Annotated in this window: 21 protein-coding genes and 1 tRNA gene; 8 read left to right on the top strand and 14 right to left on the bottom strand. The window is 60.2% G+C overall.

Translation table 11 applies throughout. The annotated features are described in order from the left end of the window. Positions 1–5: 5 nt before the first annotated feature. Together coaD and rsmD are read right to left on the bottom strand one after the other, a co-directional pair. A complete protein-coding gene (gene coaD, locus Q0C48_RS00890; RefSeq protein ID WP_291520686.1) occupies positions 6–530 on the bottom strand; it encodes a pantetheine-phosphate adenylyltransferase in 525 nt (174 codons plus the stop codon). Next, positions 523–1,092, bottom strand: a complete 570-nt coding sequence (rsmD, locus tag Q0C48_RS00885) for a 16S rRNA (guanine(966)-N(2))-methyltransferase RsmD (protein WP_291520685.1) — start codon at positions 1,090–1,092, stop codon at positions 523–525. Before rsmD ends, coaD begins: the two co-directional genes overlap by 8 nt. A 122-nt stretch (positions 1,093–1,214) precedes the next feature. Here rsmD and ftsY point away from each other — a divergent pair, with 122 nt between their 5' ends. The 5 genes from ftsY to Q0C48_RS00860 all read left to right on the top strand — a co-directional run bounded on the left by ftsY (position 1,215) and on the right by Q0C48_RS00860 (position 5,113). Further along, positions 1,215–2,279 carry a signal recognition particle-docking protein FtsY gene (gene ftsY / locus Q0C48_RS00880; protein ID WP_291520684.1) on the top strand — a complete coding sequence of 355 codons (1,065 nt, stop codon included), beginning with the start codon at positions 1,215–1,217 and terminating at the stop codon, positions 2,277–2,279. After that, positions 2,276–2,947 carry a cell division ATP-binding protein FtsE gene (gene ftsE / locus Q0C48_RS00875; RefSeq protein WP_291520683.1) on the top strand — a complete coding sequence of 224 codons (672 nt, stop codon included), beginning with the start codon at positions 2,276–2,278 and terminating at the stop codon, positions 2,945–2,947. The genes ftsY and ftsE overlap by 4 nt, the downstream gene beginning before the upstream one ends. Further along, positions 2,944–3,849, top strand: a complete 906-nt coding sequence (gene ftsX / locus Q0C48_RS00870; RefSeq protein WP_291520682.1) for a permease-like cell division protein FtsX — start codon at positions 2,944–2,946, stop codon at positions 3,847–3,849. Before ftsE ends, ftsX begins: the two co-directional genes overlap by 4 nt. A gap of 74 nt (positions 3,850–3,923) precedes the next feature. Further along, the gene (gene rpoH, locus Q0C48_RS00865; RefSeq protein WP_291520681.1) at positions 3,924–4,784 is read left to right on the top strand and encodes an RNA polymerase sigma factor RpoH; all 861 of its coding nucleotides are present in this window, start codon (positions 3,924–3,926) and stop codon (positions 4,782–4,784) included. Next, the gene (locus Q0C48_RS00860) at positions 4,781–5,113 is read left to right on the top strand and encodes a hypothetical protein (RefSeq protein WP_291520680.1); all 333 of its coding nucleotides are present in this window, start codon (positions 4,781–4,783) and stop codon (positions 5,111–5,113) included. The genes rpoH and Q0C48_RS00860 overlap by 4 nt, the downstream gene beginning before the upstream one ends. A 22-nt stretch (positions 5,114–5,135) precedes the next feature. On the opposite strand, the gene hslU is transcribed toward Q0C48_RS00860, so the two are convergent. From hslU to Q0C48_RS00810, 10 genes are all read right to left on the bottom strand, one after another. Then, positions 5,136–6,458, bottom strand: coding sequence for an ATP-dependent protease ATPase subunit HslU (gene hslU / locus Q0C48_RS00855; RefSeq protein ID WP_291520679.1), 1,323 nt, complete (start codon positions 6,456–6,458; stop codon positions 5,136–5,138). Positions 6,459–6,460: 2 nt separating this feature from the next. Further along, positions 6,461–6,982 (bottom strand): ATP-dependent protease subunit HslV, encoded by a 522-nt coding sequence (gene hslV / locus Q0C48_RS00850; protein ID WP_291509252.1) that lies wholly within the window; start codon positions 6,980–6,982, stop codon positions 6,461–6,463. Between the two features lie 14 nt (positions 6,983–6,996). Continuing rightward, entirely contained in the window at positions 6,997–7,932 is a 936-nt protein-coding gene (locus Q0C48_RS00845) for a tyrosine recombinase XerC (RefSeq protein ID WP_291520678.1), read from the bottom strand. After that, the gene (locus Q0C48_RS00840) at positions 7,926–8,609 is read right to left on the bottom strand and encodes a DUF484 family protein (RefSeq protein WP_291520677.1); all 684 of its coding nucleotides are present in this window, start codon (positions 8,607–8,609) and stop codon (positions 7,926–7,928) included. Before Q0C48_RS00840 ends, Q0C48_RS00845 begins: the two co-directional genes overlap by 7 nt. Further along, positions 8,610–8,786, bottom strand: a complete 177-nt coding sequence (locus Q0C48_RS00835; RefSeq protein ID WP_291509076.1) for a hypothetical protein — start codon at positions 8,784–8,786, stop codon at positions 8,610–8,612. It abuts the gene before it with no gap. Between the two features lie 35 nt (positions 8,787–8,821). Continuing rightward, on the bottom strand, positions 8,822–9,688 hold the full coding sequence (gene dapF, locus Q0C48_RS00830; RefSeq protein ID WP_366936969.1) for a diaminopimelate epimerase: 867 nt from the start codon (positions 9,686–9,688) through the stop codon (positions 8,822–8,824). A gap of 55 nt (positions 9,689–9,743) precedes the next feature. Further along, the gene (locus tag Q0C48_RS00825) at positions 9,744–9,890 is read right to left on the bottom strand and encodes a hypothetical protein (RefSeq protein WP_291520676.1); all 147 of its coding nucleotides are present in this window, start codon (positions 9,888–9,890) and stop codon (positions 9,744–9,746) included. 12 nt (positions 9,891–9,902) lie between these two features. After that, positions 9,903–10,100: a DUF2283 domain-containing protein gene (locus tag Q0C48_RS00820; protein ID WP_291520675.1), complete on the bottom strand. Its 198-nt coding sequence runs from the start codon at positions 10,098–10,100 to the stop codon at positions 9,903–9,905. Next, positions 10,094–10,324: a DUF4258 domain-containing protein gene (locus tag Q0C48_RS00815; protein WP_291520674.1), complete on the bottom strand. Its 231-nt coding sequence runs from the start codon at positions 10,322–10,324 to the stop codon at positions 10,094–10,096. The genes Q0C48_RS00820 and Q0C48_RS00815 overlap by 7 nt, the downstream gene beginning before the upstream one ends. Positions 10,325–10,496: 172 nt before the next feature. Continuing rightward, positions 10,497–10,570 (bottom strand) — tRNA-Gln (locus Q0C48_RS00810). 177 nt (positions 10,571–10,747) lie between these two features. Between Q0C48_RS00810 and Q0C48_RS00805 the strand changes: the two genes are divergently transcribed. Beyond that, positions 10,748–11,944, top strand: a complete 1,197-nt coding sequence (locus tag Q0C48_RS00805) for a hypothetical protein (protein WP_291520673.1) — start codon at positions 10,748–10,750, stop codon at positions 11,942–11,944. A gap of 155 nt (positions 11,945–12,099) precedes the next feature. Then, positions 12,100–13,917 carry a translational GTPase TypA gene (typA, locus tag Q0C48_RS00800; protein ID WP_291520672.1) on the top strand — a complete coding sequence of 606 codons (1,818 nt, stop codon included), beginning with the start codon at positions 12,100–12,102 and terminating at the stop codon, positions 13,915–13,917. A gap of 141 nt (positions 13,918–14,058) precedes the next feature. On the opposite strand, the gene apaG is transcribed toward typA, so the two are convergent. Next, on the bottom strand, positions 14,059–14,442 hold the full coding sequence (apaG, locus tag Q0C48_RS00795; protein ID WP_291509072.1) for a Co2+/Mg2+ efflux protein ApaG: 384 nt from the start codon (positions 14,440–14,442) through the stop codon (positions 14,059–14,061). Between the two features lie 88 nt (positions 14,443–14,530). Then, complete coding sequence (yhbY, locus tag Q0C48_RS00790) at positions 14,531–14,815, bottom strand: ribosome assembly RNA-binding protein YhbY (protein WP_291520671.1); 285 nt, start codon at positions 14,813–14,815, stop codon at positions 14,531–14,533. A gap of 89 nt (positions 14,816–14,904) precedes the next feature. Here yhbY and Q0C48_RS00785 point away from each other — a divergent pair. After that, positions 14,905–15,532, top strand: a 628-nt coding sequence (locus Q0C48_RS00785; protein ID WP_291520669.1) for an SAM-dependent methyltransferase, incomplete at its 3' end; no start/stop codon positions are given.

Genomic DNA, 15,532 nt, shown 5'->3' with positions numbered 1-15,532 from the left:
AGATTTTACTTTTCTGCAGCGTTGGGGTCCATGCCGACACGAAAATGCTGCTTTAAGGCGGTGGCCACGGCGGGCTGGACGAAGGCATCCACATCCCCCCCCAACCGGCTGATTTCACGCACGAGGCTGGAAGAGAGAAAGGTGTGCTGATCGGAGGTCATCAGGAAGAGCGTCTCAATCTGGGCATCCATGCGCCGGTTTATGGAGGCCAGTTGAAACTCATGCTCAAAGTCCGATATGGCGCGCAGTCCGCGCAGGATCAGATGGGTCTTTTCCTCCTGCAGCAGGTGAATCAGCAGACCAGGGAAGGGCCGTACCCGCACCCCCGGGATCCCGCCTAAAGTTGCCTCAGCGAGCGCGACCCGTTCTGCGAGAGGGAAAATGGTCGTTTTCGCCGTTTGGGCGGCTACCGCCACTACGACCTCATCAAATAGCGTTGCTGCCCGCCGCACCAGATCTTCATGGCCGTTGGTGATGGGATCGAAGGTGCCCGGATAAATGATCCGGCGCTCTATGTTGGGTCTAGTCATGGGAATGCTCCGGCAAAATCATATAAAGAGCGTAGTGCGAATCACCGCAGCGGCCCCGCCGATAGGCTTGCCAATGGCTGGGGATTAGGGCGTCATCCCACCGCTCTGCGGCGGAGGTCTCCAGATACAGCCAGCCTTCCGCAGCGAACTTCTTTCCATTCCACAATATCGGGGCCATCCGTGCCGGCCAGCCGTGGCCGAAGGGCGGATCGGCGAAGATGATATCAAAGGGCCGGGTGCAATGTTGCAGGTATCCCAGGGCATCCGGACCCGCCAACTGCGGGGCCGCTACTCCGCAGGCTGCCAGATTCCGGGACAAGAGCTGGCGGTGCTGTGGGTCTTTCTCGATGAAAACGACTTCTTGTGCGCCGCGTGACCAGGCTTCCAGTCCCAGTGCGCCGCTACCTGCGAAAAGATCCAGCACCCGTGCCCCGGTCACCCGTCCTCCCAGCCAGTTGAACAGTGTCTCGCGCACAGCGCCCGGTGTGGGGCGCAGGGAAGGACCGGCCGGGGTGAGCAACCGTCGGCCGCGATGACGACCCGCAATAATAGAGACGCTCATACGGGCCGATTCCGCGACAAGAAACGCCGCTCATGGCACGGTGCGGCGTCGCGCGCATTGTTCGATTCCGCCCTTCGGTGGATAATGAAAAGATTCATAGTGTCTGAGGTCTGCTTAACCCAATGGCGTTCGACTGGTTCAAGCGTAACAAAAGCCTTCCTGCGGGGGAAACGTCGTCCGCAGAGACCATCTCCCCGGTTGCTGTGGGGCCGGCTACAGCGGAAGCTGTAGCGCAGGCAGAAGCCCTTTCCGATACACCCGGAAAAGGGCTTTTCTCCCGTCTTCGACAAGGCCTGACCCGAAGCCGGGAACAACTGGTCGAGGGTGTGGGGCGTCTGGTACTCGGTAAAAAGGTCATTGATGCAGAATTGCTGGAGGACCTGGAAGCCTTACTGCTGCAAGCTGATCTGGGCACCGCTGCAACCCGTGAAATCATGGACAGGGTGACGGAACGGGTGCGTCGCAAGGAACTCACGGACCCCAATGCGCTCCAGGCGGCATTGCGCGAGTCACTCCTCGACATCCTGCGTCCCCGCGCGCAACAGTGGTCGCCCGAGAAGGGGCGTTCTCAAGTGTTGCTCATGGTGGGTATCAACGGGGCGGGCAAAACGACCACCATCGGCAAGCTGGCTGCGCACTGGAAGGCGGAGGGTTTCGGTATTGTCCTCGCCGCCGGAGACACCTTCCGCGCCGCCGCCGTGGAGCAGTTGCAGGGATGGGGTAAACGGGTGCAGGTGCCCGTGGTGGCGCAGGGGACGGGCGCCGACAGTGCTTCCGTGATCTTTGATGCGCTGACTACGACCCGCGCGCGCGGCAGCGAATTGCTCATCGCCGATACCGCCGGCCGCCTTCATACCCAGGGTCATCTCATGGAAGAGTTGAAGAAGATCAAGCGGGTCCTTGGCAAACAGGACCCGGAGGCGCCACAGCAGATCTGGCTGGTGCTGGACGCGGGCACCGGCCAGAATGCCCTTAATCAGGTGCGTCAGTTTCACGATGCGGTAGGGTTGACGGGTATTTGCATCACGAAGCTGGATGGCACCGCCAAAGGTGGCGTGGTGGCGGCCATTGCCAGGGCCGTGCCCATCCCCATTCGCTATATCGGTGTTGGTGAGCAGGTCGAAGATCTACGTCCTTTTGACCCCGAATCTTTTGTCGATGCCCTTTTTGCGGAGTCGAAGCCATGATCGAGTTTATCAACGTCACCAAGCATTACCCGGGACGGCATCACGTTCTCCGCGAGGTGAATCTGCATTTGCACAAAGGCGAGATGGCCCTGCTGACCGGGCCTTCCGGCGCCGGTAAAAGTACGCTGCTCAAGCTGCTTCTGCGTTTGGAGGATGTCAGTCGCGGTACGCTGATGGTCAATGGCATCGATGTCTCCACCCTCGGGCGCCGTCATATTCCCGCCTACCGGCGGCGGATCGGTGTCGTCTTTCAGGACCATAAGCTGCTGATGGATCGCGATGTGTTCAGTAATGTAGCGCTGACCTTGCAGGTGGGAGGCCTTACTGGCCGACAGATACAAAGCCGGGTACGGGCGGCGCTGGAGAAGGTGGGGCTGGGGGATCGTGCGCAGGATTTGCCCGCGGTCTTGTCTGGCGGTGAGCAGCAGCGTGTGGGCATTGCCCGTGCCATCGTCCACACTCCGGAAATTCTGCTTGCGGATGAACCGACGGGCAATCTGGATAACTCCCTGAGTACGGAGATTCTTGATCTCTTCCGCGACTTTCATCACCACGGAGCGACCGTGCTGGTGGCTACCCACGACCAATCGCAAGTCAATCGCCTCGGCCTACCGGTTTTTCACCTGGAACAGGGCCGTCTGCACACTCCTGAGGAGGACAAGGCGTGAATCTCCATATTCGTCTGGAAGCGGCAAAAAATGCGCTGAATACGCTGATCAAGCAGCCCGTAGCCACGCTCATGACCGTGCTGGCGCTGGCTATCGTTCTGGCGCTTCCGGTGGGTCTTTTTGCTGCCCTCAACAATCTCCAGCAACTCTTGGGGCACTGGCGGGATCAAGCGCAGATCTCTCTCTTTTTGCACCAGGGCGCCTCTGCCGCAGAGGTTCAGAACCTCCAGGCCCTGCTCGAACGCAGCACCGGGGTGGTGAGTGTGCGTTATGTGGGCAAAGAGGCGGCGCTGACGGAGTTTGAGCACCACGCCGGAATGACGGCGGCCATACAGACCTTAGGTGAAAATCCCTTGCCGGCCTCTTTTGTGGTCGAACTGAACCCGCTGGCGCAGAGTCCATCTGCGCTGCAAACACTGGTAGCCTCTTGGGGCCAGCAACCGGGAGTAGCCAGTGCGCAATCAGACCTGCGTTGGGTGGCGCGTTTGCAGGCGATCCTTGCTTTAGGAAAGCGCGCGGTGTGGATTCTCGCAGGATTACTCGCCGTGGGAGCCATCCTGGTCATGGGTAACACGATCCGCCTGCACATCTCCCAGCGGCGTGACGAAATCGATGTGGCGAGCCTGGTAGGTGCTACCCGCGCCTTTATTCGCCGTCCCTTTCTGTATCAGGGCCTGTTTCAGGGGGCGGTGGCCGGGATGATTGCCTGGATCATAGTCGCTATTACGGTAACTGTTTTGCAGGGGCCGGTGGAACGATTGGCGGAACTCTATGGGACCCGGTTCCATTTGCTGGGTCTGAATTCCGGGCAGGGTCTTATTCTCGTCGCCGCCAGTGCGCTTCTCGGTTGGTTGGGGTCGCGCCTTGCAGTGGGGCGGCACCTCGACCATACTTTTTCCTGAGGCCAGACTCCGCAAAACGGAACATGCGGTCGTATTCGGAGTCCAACTACGCATGACTGTGCATGAGGATTGCTATGAAAGAACTTGCGATAGCTAGTAGAGATTTGGTCAGCCCCGACGGGCTGGCGGCCTACCTGCGTTTTGTGAACGCCCAACCGCTGCTGCAGCCGGAAGAAGAGCGTGACCTGGCCCTGCGCCTGCGTGATCACGACGATGTGGATGCGGCCAAGGATCTGGTGCTCAGCCACCTGCGCTTTGTGGTGCGGGTAGCGCGGGGCTATCGGGGATATGGATTGCAGGAAGCCGACTTGATTCAGGAAGGTAATATCGGTCTGATGAAGGCGGTGAAGCGCTACGACCCGGATCATGGTGTACGTCTAGTCTCCTTTGCGGTGCATTGGGTCAAGGCGGAGATTCACGAATTCATCCTGCGCAACTGGCGTATCGTCAAAGTGGCCACCACCAAGGCGCAACGCAAATTGTTCTTCAACCTCCGTTCCAGCCGCACCCATGCCGGCTGGATGAGTGGCGAGGAGAGTGCCGCCATTGCGGACGATCTGGGTGTCACCCAGGCGCAGGTACTGGAGATGGAAGGGCGGATGTCCGGTTACGACTACTCGCTCAACCTCGAACCGGATGAAGAACGAGAGGGCGGACGTGTCCTTGATCTGGCGGATCCCACCGGGTCGCCCGTAGAGCAACTGGCGGAGCGGGACTGGGATCGGCATCAGCACAAGGCCTTGCACACGGCGTTGTCAGCTTTGCCCCAGAGAGATCGCTACATCATTGAAAACCGCTGGCTGAGCGAAGACCCCAAGACCTTGCAGGTGTTGGGCGATGAGCTGGGTGTTTCGGCAGAGCGGGTACGGCAACTGGAAAAAAGCAGTATGGGCAAGTTGCGTCAACAGATGCTAACGACGACGACGGTAGCTTGAGCGCCGTACTGCTTTTTCACGTCGACGATGCCGGTCGCTGGCCTAATCTGCTGGCCAATGTTCGTAATGCGCAGGCAGCGGCTCCGGAGCGGAGCCTGCGGGTCATCGCGAATGGTCAGGCGCCCGTGTCCCTCTGGGCGAAGGGCCACTGGCGGCGCGAGATTGAAGAGCGCATCAGTGCCGGAGTGCGGGTCGATTTTTGTGAAAACAGCCTGCATAATCTTGGCTTGGATCCGGATGACCGCCCGGCGGGCAGCCAACTGGTTACCGCCGGAATCATTGCCATTGCCGACGCCCAGGGGGTAGGTGCCCTTTACATAAAGCCCTGACCCCGCTTGTGCAGTTACCCCATCACAAAATATAGCGGGACAAATCCTCGTCCTGCGCCAGATCTTTCAGGCGACTGTCCACGTAGGCAGCGTCGACCTCCAGAGCCGTGGTGCCGCCGTCCGGTGCGACAAAAGCCACCTCTTCCAGCAGCCGCTCCATGACGGTGTGTAATCGCCGAGCTCCGATGTTCTCTACCCGTTCATTCACCTGCTGGGCAATTTCGGCAATACGTTGCACGCCATCCTGGGTAAAGTGTAAAGTCAGCCCGTCGCTGGCCAGCAAGGCACTATACTGCCGGACCAGCGCATTCTCCGGCTCTTGCAGTATCCGCACCAGATCCGCTGCACTGAGGGCCTCCAGTTCCACGCGAATAGGCAGGCGGCCCTGCAGTTCGGGAATCAGGTCTGAGGGCTTGCTGAGGTGGAAGGCGCCGGAGGCGATGAAGAGGATGTGATCGGTCTTCACCACGCCGTAACGGGTGCTCACATTGGAGCCTTCCACCAGTGGCAGCAGATCGCGCTGTACCCCCTCCCGGGAGACGTCCGAACCTTGCTGGGTGCCAGAGCGCACCGCTACCTTGTCGATTTCATCAATGAACACTATGCCGCCGGACTGCACCCGTTCCAGTGCCAGAGCGCGGACCTCCTCTTCATTGACCAGCTTGGCGGCTTCATCGTCCGTCAACAGGCGCTGCGCCTCGGGTACCGTGACCCGGCGCGTGCTGGTTTTGCCCGACGCCATGTTGGAGAACATATCGCGGAGCTGGTTGGTCATTTCCTCCATGCCCGCCGGAGCCATGATCTCTACACCGCCCTTGGGGGCGCTCACCTCAACCTCGATCTCCTGCGTATCCAGCTTGCCTTCGCGCAGCATCTTGCGGAACTTCTGGCGAGTGCCCTCATCGCTGCGCGGTACGCTGCTGTCGCGCGGACCGGGGATGAGGATGTCGAGAATTCGCTCCTCGGCCAACTCCTCAGCGCGCTGGCGCAGCGCGGCCTGACGTTCGCTGCGGACCATATCTACGGCGGTTTCGGTCAGATCGCGGATGATGGATTCCACATCCTTGCCCACATAGCCCACCTCGGTGAACTTGGTGGCTTCTACCTTGATGAAGGGGGCATTGGCGAGTTGCGCCAGACGCCGGGCGATTTCCGTCTTACCCACTCCCGTAGGCCCGATCATGAGGATATTTTTAGGGGTGATTTCCTGGTGCAACGGCGGCGGCACCTGCCCGCGCCGCCAGCGGTTGCGCAAGGCAATGGCCACGGCACGCTTGGCCTCAGACTGACCAATGATGTACTTGTCCAGCTCCTGGACGATCTCGCGGGGGGTCATTTCAGACATGCTCATAGTTCTTCAATCGTGTGGTTGTGGTTGGTGTAAATGCAGATGTCGCCAGCAATGCCCAAGGCACGTTTGGCGACTTCACGGGCGGGCATGTCGCTGTTTTCCAGTAGGGCACGCGCCGCTGACAGGGCGTAAGGCCCGCCGGAACCAATAGCGATGATACCATGTTCGGGCTCTAGTACGTCGCCCTGCCCAGTGATGATCAGGCTTTGTTTTTCATCCGCGACGGCGAGCATGGCCTCCAGACGGCGCAGTACCCGGTCAGTGCGCCACTCCTTGGCCAGTTCCACGGCGGCCTTGGCCAATTGGCCAGGATGGGCCTTGAGTTTGGCCTCAAAACGCTCCAGCAGGGTAAAAGCGTCCGCCGTAGCCCCGGCGAAACCGGTCAGTACGCCTGGATCTATGCGGCGCACCTTGCGGGCGTTGCCCTTCATCACCGTATTGCCGAGGGTCACCTGGCCATCTCCGGCCATGACCACATTGGCACCCCGTCGGACACAAAGAATCGTTGTCCCGTGCATTTGCTGCAAATCTGTCATGCTTTTCCCTCAAAGTGCTTCGTATCCTGGTCGCCACGTCGTGCCCGCGGGTGTGCCTGGTCGTAGACCCGCGCCAACTGCTGATAATCCATATGGGTATAGATGGCGGTCGTGCCAATACCCGCATGGCCTAAATATTCCTGCACCGCGCGCAAGTCGCCGGACGACTGCAGCAGATGGCTGGCGGCGCTGTGGCGCAGGGTATGGGGATGCAGCGGTTGTCTCAGTCGGGTCTCCCCCAGCTTTTTGACCCGCATCTGGATGCTGCGCACGCTGAGCCGCCGGCCGCGTGGATTGACGAAGAGCGCCGTTTCCTCACTTGTCGGGCGCAACGCGAGGTAGGCGCGAAATGCCACCCAGGCGGGTTGACCCACCGGCACGATACGCTCCTTGCGCCCCTTGCCCAGCACCCGCACGGTGCCGCCGTGACGATCCAGATCGCCAAGATTGAGTCCTGCCAGTTCACTGACGCGCAGGGCGCTGGAGTACAGCAGTTCCAGGATCAGTTGATCACGTACGCTGGTGAAATTTTGGGGCGCCGCCGTTTCGGGAGTAGCGGCAGGCTGCATCAGCATGTGCGCCTGATCCACCGTCAGCCAGTCGGGCAGACGCTGCTCCGCCCTGGGCATGGCGAGGCCCTGCACCGGGTTGCGCAGCTCGGGCGCGTCATGTTGCAGATGGCGATAGAGGGCGCGTAATGCCGCGAAATGCCTGCGCAGGCTGCGAATGGCCACGCCCCGGCTGCGCTCCGCCACGAGGTAGGCGCGCAGACTGCTGCGATCTATTTGCGCGATCTCCGTCTGTCCGCGTTGCTGTGAAAACCGCGACCAGGCGAGCAGGTCGCGGCCATAGGCGCTGATCGTGGCCGGACTGGCCTTGCCGCTCTGCAGGAGCGTTTCGATAAATTGGGCAATGGCAGTTTCGATCAGCATGGGGTCAGGCAGCGATCCAGTGCCGCCGTGACCAGGCGGGCAATCTGGTCGAGCAGGTCGGCTCCGGCGTCCTCGGCATAGCGGCCGGGGTGCTGACTGCCGAGCAAAATACCCCCTTGCAGATGCTGACCGGCAAGCGGGATCAGGGCGAAGGACTCCAGTCCCGCTCCCGCCGCGCCGAAGAGGGTGCTGCGCAGGGTCGGGCTGAGGGTCAGTCCGGTCGCGGCGCGCAACAGCGGGAACCCATTCAGAATCTCCTGAAAATCCGCCTGGTCCAGTGGCAGGAATTGCGGCAGATCGGCCATGGGCGCGCGGGCGATCAAGGCCATTTCCTCGACCTGAAAGCCCTCCCGCAAACGGGTGATAACGGTATTCAGGGTCGCAGCACAATCGGGCGTCTGCAGTAGTTCAGTGGCCAGATCAGAGAGGTGCAGGCCGAGTGCGGCATTCTGTTGGGCGGCACCCAGCAGCGCGGTGATGCGTTGGTGCAGGCGGGCGTTTTCCTCGCGCAGTACCTGTGCCTGCCGCTCCAGCAGAGAGGAGGCCGAACCGCGTCCGACATGGGGCAGGGTCAGGGTATGGAGCAGGTCTTCCTGATCCCACAAAAATTGGGGATGCTGGCGGAGATAGGCCCGGACCTGATCCGCCCGGTCATCCGTTTCGGGGGCTGTGGTCACTCAGTCATCCTCCCAATGGGTTTCGTTGTAGCGTTCAGCGGCGCTATGCACCTCCAGTGCGGCGATCAGGCGTGCCAGCATTTCGCCCTCCTGATCGTTGAGCTTGTGCAGAAACGCTAATGGGGTTGCATCGCTGTTCAAACTCCTGGCAATGGCCTGTAGTATTGCATCCTGCATGATGTTTCTCCCTTCGCTGTCATTGTTGCAGTGATTCAGTCTGACAAGGGCCAGACCCCGTCAAAAACCACTTGCGCCGGGCCGGTCATCAGGACCGGTTGCCCAAGGCCAGCCCATTCGATCTGTAAGGTGCCGCCCGGCAGAGTCACCGCCACCACATGATCCAGCTCGTCCCAACGGATACCGGCGACGATCGCGGCGCAGGCGTTGCTGCCACAGGCCAGAGTCTCCCCGGCACCGCGCTCCCAGACCCGTAGTTGAATATGGCCTCGGTCACGGACTTCCATGAAACCCACGTTGCAGCGCTGGGGAAAGTCCGGGTGTGTTTCAATGCGGGGACCCAAGGTGGTTACCGGTGCATCGGCCACCCTGGACACGCGCAACACCGCGTGGGGATTGCCCATGCCGACGGCGGCGATGCGCAGTGTGTCGTCCCCTAAGGACAGCAGGTATTCGGGCGCTTCTTCATTGCTGCGGAAGGGAACCACAGCCGGGGCGAGTTGCGGGACACCCATGTTGACGGTGACTTCACCATTATCCTGGTGATGCAGGATCAGCCGTCCGGCCAGCGTCTCGACAGTGATCGCATCCTTGTCCGTGAGTCCGGCGCGGCGCACGAAGACGGCAAAGCAGCGGGCGCCGTTGCCGCATTGCGCCACCTCGGTGCCATCCGCATTGAAGATGCGATACCGGAAATCCGCATCGGGGGACGTCGCGGTCTCTACGAGCAGAATTTGGTCGCAACCGACGCCGAAGTGGCGGTCGGCTATGGCACGGATCGCCTCGGGGCGCAGTTCGACCCGTTGACGAACGCCATCGAAAACGACGAAATCGTTACCTAGGCCCTGCATCTTGGTGAAGCGCAGAGAGGGGGACGCAGAATCAGTATGGGGGTGGTTCATGCCCTGAGTTTAGCAATGTCTGTCCGGGGAGGACAGGGCGCGCAAGTCGGAGGCTTCAGGCTACGCTTTCCGCAATGCGACGGCTGACTTCCTGCACGTCCTTTTCGATGCTATCCAGTCGCCGACGCAATTCATCCACACTGGGAACGATGACGCTTTCCAGGTTTATGACGCTTCCCGAACTGGCCGCCCGCCCGCTCATAGGTGGCGTCGGTCAGGCAGCGACATTGATATGCCGCAAGGCGTCCGCGCCACCTTTCTTCGAGGCGTCCAGGATTTCTATGCCGACTAGATGGCCGTCTTTGTCGTAATCCAGGACAACGCCGTCGGCAACTTCTTCGCTTTCTTCGATGGGCGCCGACGTCAGTTCCAGATACACCGCATCCGCCTCTCTATCCACTCGCACTAACATGACGCCCTCCTGTCAAAATAGACGGTTATCACATGGTGATGGTTGTCCTCCCGCGTCACCACGCGGAGCATCTTCCCTCGCGCCCCGTGGCACTTGAGAAACGATTGTTTGCCATCCCGGTTCTCTGTCCTGTCTGGCACGAGGATTGCCGCCTCGATCCACTCTATCTTGATGCCGCGCCGCTGTACCACGAAGGCCGCATGTTCCGTCAGTGTCAGATCCATATATTCAGCCCAACCGTTTGGCTAAATCTTCCGCCCTTAAATGAGTATACCGCTTGAGCATCTGCAAAGTCTTGTGCCCGGTGATGGTGGATACTTCCATCGGGTTGAAGCCCTTCTCGATCATAAAATCAATAAGGGCTTAGGCGGTTAAGCCTAAGCCCTTGTATTATCTTGGCTGGGGGACGTGGATTCGAACCACGGTTAGCGGAGTCAGAGTCCGCTGTCCTACCGCTAGACGATCCCCCAAGAGAGGCGCGAATGATAGCTGTGGCGGCCCGTTCGTGTCAAATAGCAGGCGCTTTATCTGTAAGATTTGTTGCGCGTTGTAAAAAAGGTGTTGTGAAAATGTTGCAAAGCGTCCACTCCGGTGCTATAACTTCACTCGTGGTATTTGAAACATTGCTCTCGAGGAGGAGCTTAGTCATGAAAAAGAATCTCGTAGCTTTGGCCGTTGCGGCGGCTTTTGTGGTCCCTGGCGTCGCTTTTGCGTCGACCAGTTCCAACAGAGACACCGGCCCGGTTGTATTCGGTTATGCCCAGATCACCGGCGCCACGCAATTCGGCGTTCCTGCTACACAGTCCAGCGGCCTGATTTTCGGCGCCAATCGTATCCGGTTGGGCTTCAAGGGTGAGGCGGTGCCCGGTGTGACTTACTTCATCCAGGGTGCTTATGATGAGGCGGGTTTAGGTAATGGTTTGCCAAATGGCCTGAATAACGGTCTCGGCGGTAACGTGCTGGGTGGCAGTAGTGCCCAGTTGATGGATGCTTGGGTCAACTTCGCACCGGTGCCCTTCGCCCAGTTGCAGGTCGGCAAGTTCAAGACCCCGGAAGGCCTGGAATACACCAGTGTGGCCGGCAATGAACTGACCTTCATCTACCGCAACATGGGGCAGTCCCTGTTGCCCGGGCGTTCCGCCGGTGCCATGCTCCATGCCGGCAATGTGATGGGCACGGGTGTTGGCTATGCCGTGGGTATTTTCGATAACACCTCATTGGACAGTTATACCGCCTTCAGTAACCGCAACACCTTTGGCGGCGGTCAGAGCGGCTTGCTCAACGGTAACGGCAAGTACATCACCTCCGGCATGTTGAGCTACAGCATGGGTCCCCTGTTGACCGCAGAAGTAAGCGGCAGCCTGGCAACGGCAAGGGTCTTGAATGGTACCAACAAGCTCACCAGTTGGAATGTGGGTCTTTGTGGTGGCATGATGGGCATCAAGTACGGCGCCGGTTATACCCGGACCGATGGCACTAGTACGATCGGTTACATGAACGCTGTCCGTAACAGTGTTGGCACCGTCAATGCCAGTGATTGGCATGCGGAGTTGGCCGCCAATCTGCACGAAATGACCCTGACCCCGGACTGGTTGGACGTCGAGCCCGCCGTGCGTTATGACCAGTACCATGTGACGGGCGCCGGCACCCTGGGTAACGCCACCGTTGGCGTGAACTACTTCGTGAACCCCAATAATCCCCATGCGGCTGAAGTCCAGTTGAACTACATCCTGGCTACCCGTGGCGGCTCCATTGACCAGAGGTATCCTGGCGGTAATGGCGTCGTCCCCATCAACGGCTTGGCTTACAACACTCTGATGCTGCAGTTCCAGGCTGGCTTCTAAGTTCAATAAGCCTTCGGGCCGCTTCGGCGGCTCCATTGCCGCCCCTTCGGGGGCGGTTTTTATTTGCTTTTTGGGGTGGATACCTTTATAAGAAAACCCGCTGCGGGGCTTGTGGCCCCTGTGTTTTTTCTTATGACCGTTTTTGGGGAATATTAGTGTCTCGTCAAATCCGTAACATTGCCATCATCGCCCACGTTGACCACGGTAAGACCACGCTGGTGGACCAACTCTTGCGTCAGTCGGGTACCTTTGCCGCCCACCAGCAACTGGAAGAGCGGGTGATGGACAGCAACGATCTGGAAAAAGAGCGCGGCATCACCATTATGGCCAAGAACACGGCGGTGCAGTGGGGCGACACCCACATCAACATCGTCGACACCCCCGGCCATGCCGACTTTGGCGCCGAGGTGGAGCGGGTGCTGGGCATGGTGGACGGCGTATTGCTGTTGGTGGATGCCGTTGAAGGTCCGATGCCGCAGACCCGTTTCGTCACCCGCAAGGCGCTGGAGCTGGGTCTCAAGCCCATCGTCGTCATCAACAAGGTGGATCGCCCCGGCGCCCGCGCCGACTATGTCATCAGCGCCACCTTTGATCTCTTCGACAAGCTGGGTGCGACGGAAGAACAACTGGATTTTCCGGTCATCTACGCCTCCGGTTTGCAGGGCTATGCGGGGGCAGACCCTGAAGTCCGCTCCGGTGACATGAAGCCCCTCTTTGAGATGATCCTCAGTCATGTGGCGGCGCCCGAAGGCGATCCCGATGGCCCTCTGCAGATGCAGATTGCCGACCTCGATTACTCCAGCTATGTGGGACGTATTGCTGTCGGTCGCATTCGCCGTGGCAGCATGCGCCCGGGGCAGGATATTGTCCTTATTCACGGCGTCGACAAGACCCAGACCAAGGCGCGTATCCTTCAGCTCCTCGGCTTTGACGGCCTCAAGCGGGTGCCGTGGGAAAGTGCTACGGTGGGTGACATTGTTGCCGTAACCGGCATTGAAGAACCCTCCATCGGCGCCACCATTGCTGCGCCCGAAGCGCCGGAGGCGCTGCCGTGGAAACCCATTGATGAACCCACCCTGAACATGACGTTTCAGGTCAATACCAGCCCCTTTGCGGGCCGGGAAGGCAAATTTGTCACCAGTCGCCAGTTGCGTGAGCGTCTTTATCGTGAATTGCTGATTAACGTCGCGTTGCGGGTGGAAGATACGGACAACGCCGATGTGTTCATGGTTTCCGGGCGCGGCGAGTTGCACCTGACCATCCTCATCGAGAACATGCGCCGCGAGGGCTACGAACTGGCGGTGTCGCGGCCGCGGGTGATTCAGCGCCAGGTGGACGGCGTCTGGGAGGAGCCCTATGAGGCGCTGACGGTGGACGTGGAAGAACAGCATCAGGGCACCATCATGGAGCGCTTGGGCATCCGCCGCGGCGAGTTGCAGGACATGATGCCCGATGGCCGGGGCCGGGTGCGCCTGGAATACCGGATTCCCGCGCGCGGGCTGATCGGCTTCCATACCGAGTTTCTGACGGCGACTTCCGGCACCGGGGTGATTAGCCATATTTTCGACAACTATGGTCCGGTCAAAGGGACTATTCCGGCGCGCAACAACGGCGTGCTGATCTCGGCGGAAGAAGGCGAGGCGGTGGGTTTCGCGCTCTTTAATCTGCAGGAGCGCGGCCGGATGTTTGTTAGCCCCGGCGACAAGGTCTACGAGGGCATGGTGATCGGCATTCATACCCGCGACAACGACCTGGTGGTCAACCCGCTCAAGGAAAAGAAGCTGACCAATATGCGCGCCTCCGGCTCTGATGAAAACATCATGCTGACGCCGCCGATTAAACTGACGCTGGAGGCGGCAGTCGAGTTTATTGCCGATGACGAGTTGGTGGAGGCGACGCCGCAGTCCATTCGTATCCGTAAGCGTTATCTGACGGAGAATGAACGTAAAAGGGCATCGCGCGGCGGCAGTTAAGCCTCCGGTATGGATGGATGACGGGAGATGGCCCGGAGCGCAGGTAAGGCTCCGGGCCGTTTTTTCGTCTCGTGTCGCAAGTGATGCCTACGGCGTGGGCGCTACGCGCGTTTTTTTAGGCGCGCTGCAGGCTCTGGCGGCTCAATGAAAGACGGTGGCCACCGCCAGACGAAAGGCGGGGATAGGGACGACAAAACTCTCCCCTGTATCGCTGACCCACTCGAAGCTGCCGTGCATGCTGCCTACGGGCGTGGACAGGACAGACCCGCTGGTATAGCGGAAGCGTTGACCGGGCTGCAGCGTCGGCTGTTCACCGACGACGCCTGGCCCTTTGACTTCCTGGATATGGCCCTCGGCGTCCGTAATGATCCAGTGGCGATTGAGAAGCTGTGCCGTCTGCGGGCCGTTATTCTGCAGTGTGATTTGATAAGCGAAGGCGAAATGTTCCTGCTCCGGGCTGGATTGTTCCGGCAGATAGCGCGTCTCGACGCTGATCTGGATTTCTGTGGGGGCATGCTCTTCCATGGTGTGCTCCGGGCCGTTGGTCGGCGTTACGATTCAGAAACAGTCTAACGGTCCGGGGGCAGGCTGCCAAGTTATACCGGCCCACCGATCAGCGTTTGCGCGCGGCGGCCGGGCGGGGGCGGTAGAGGATGAGTACGCGCCCGATGCGGCCGACAACCTCGGCATGACTGGCGCTGGACAAAGTCTCTACCATGTCATCCCGTTCGTCGTGGGGTACCTGGGGCAAACGTATCTTGATGAGTTCGTGGGCGTTGATGGCGACTTCCAGTTCGGCGAGGACGCCGTCGGTGACGCCGTGGGCGCCGATTATGACGACGGGCTTGAGGGCGTGCGCCTGTCCACGCAGGGTTTGTCTTTGTTTGGCGTCCAGCATGGTATCCTCGTCAGTCTGATTGGGCCGCTATGGTGTAGCGGCAGAGTGTACGTTTGCGGAGGGCGGGGGTCAAAGCCCGGAGGTGTGTTTTGGCAAGAAGTAAATCCAGTGAAAAGTGGCTGAAGGAACATTTTAAAGACCCATTCGTGCAGCGCGCGATGAAGGAGGGGTATCGCTCGCGCGCGAGTTACAAATTGCTGGAGATTCAGCAGAAGGATCACCTGATCCGTCCGGGTATGCGGGTGCTGGATGTGGGCGCGGCGCCGGGTGGCTGGACGCAGGTGGCCGCACCGCTCATCGGCAGGAAGGGGCGACTGGTGGCGGTGGATCGTTTGCCTATGGACCCGGTGGCGGACGCCGTAGTGATCTGCGGTGACGTCTATGAAGACGCCGTGCTGGTCGCCTGCCGGGATGCCCTGCCGGGTGGCGCTGATCTGATTATGAGCGACATGGCCCCCAATATGTCCGGCATTGCCAGCGTCGATCAGGCGCGCGCCATTGATCTTGCGGAGCTGGCCCTGGATATGGCCCATCGCTGGCTGGTGCCGGGTGGTTCGCTGCTGATCAAGGTGTTTATGGGGTCCGGCGCGGAGGCGTTGCGCCGGGCGCTGCGCCAGGACTTCAAGAAGATCGTGGTACGCAAGCCGGAAGCCTCGCGTGCGCGCTCCACCGAGCAGTACTGGCTGGCGCTGGACTTTCAGGGAGTTGCGCAGGAAA

Origin of the sequence: Acidithiobacillus sp., assembly GCF_023255755.1 — a bacterium.
GTDB lineage: Bacteria > Pseudomonadota > Gammaproteobacteria > Acidithiobacillales > Acidithiobacillaceae > Acidithiobacillus.
The sequence above is the reverse complement of the archived record's forward strand: the minus strand, read 5'-3'. Positions and strand labels throughout refer to the sequence as shown.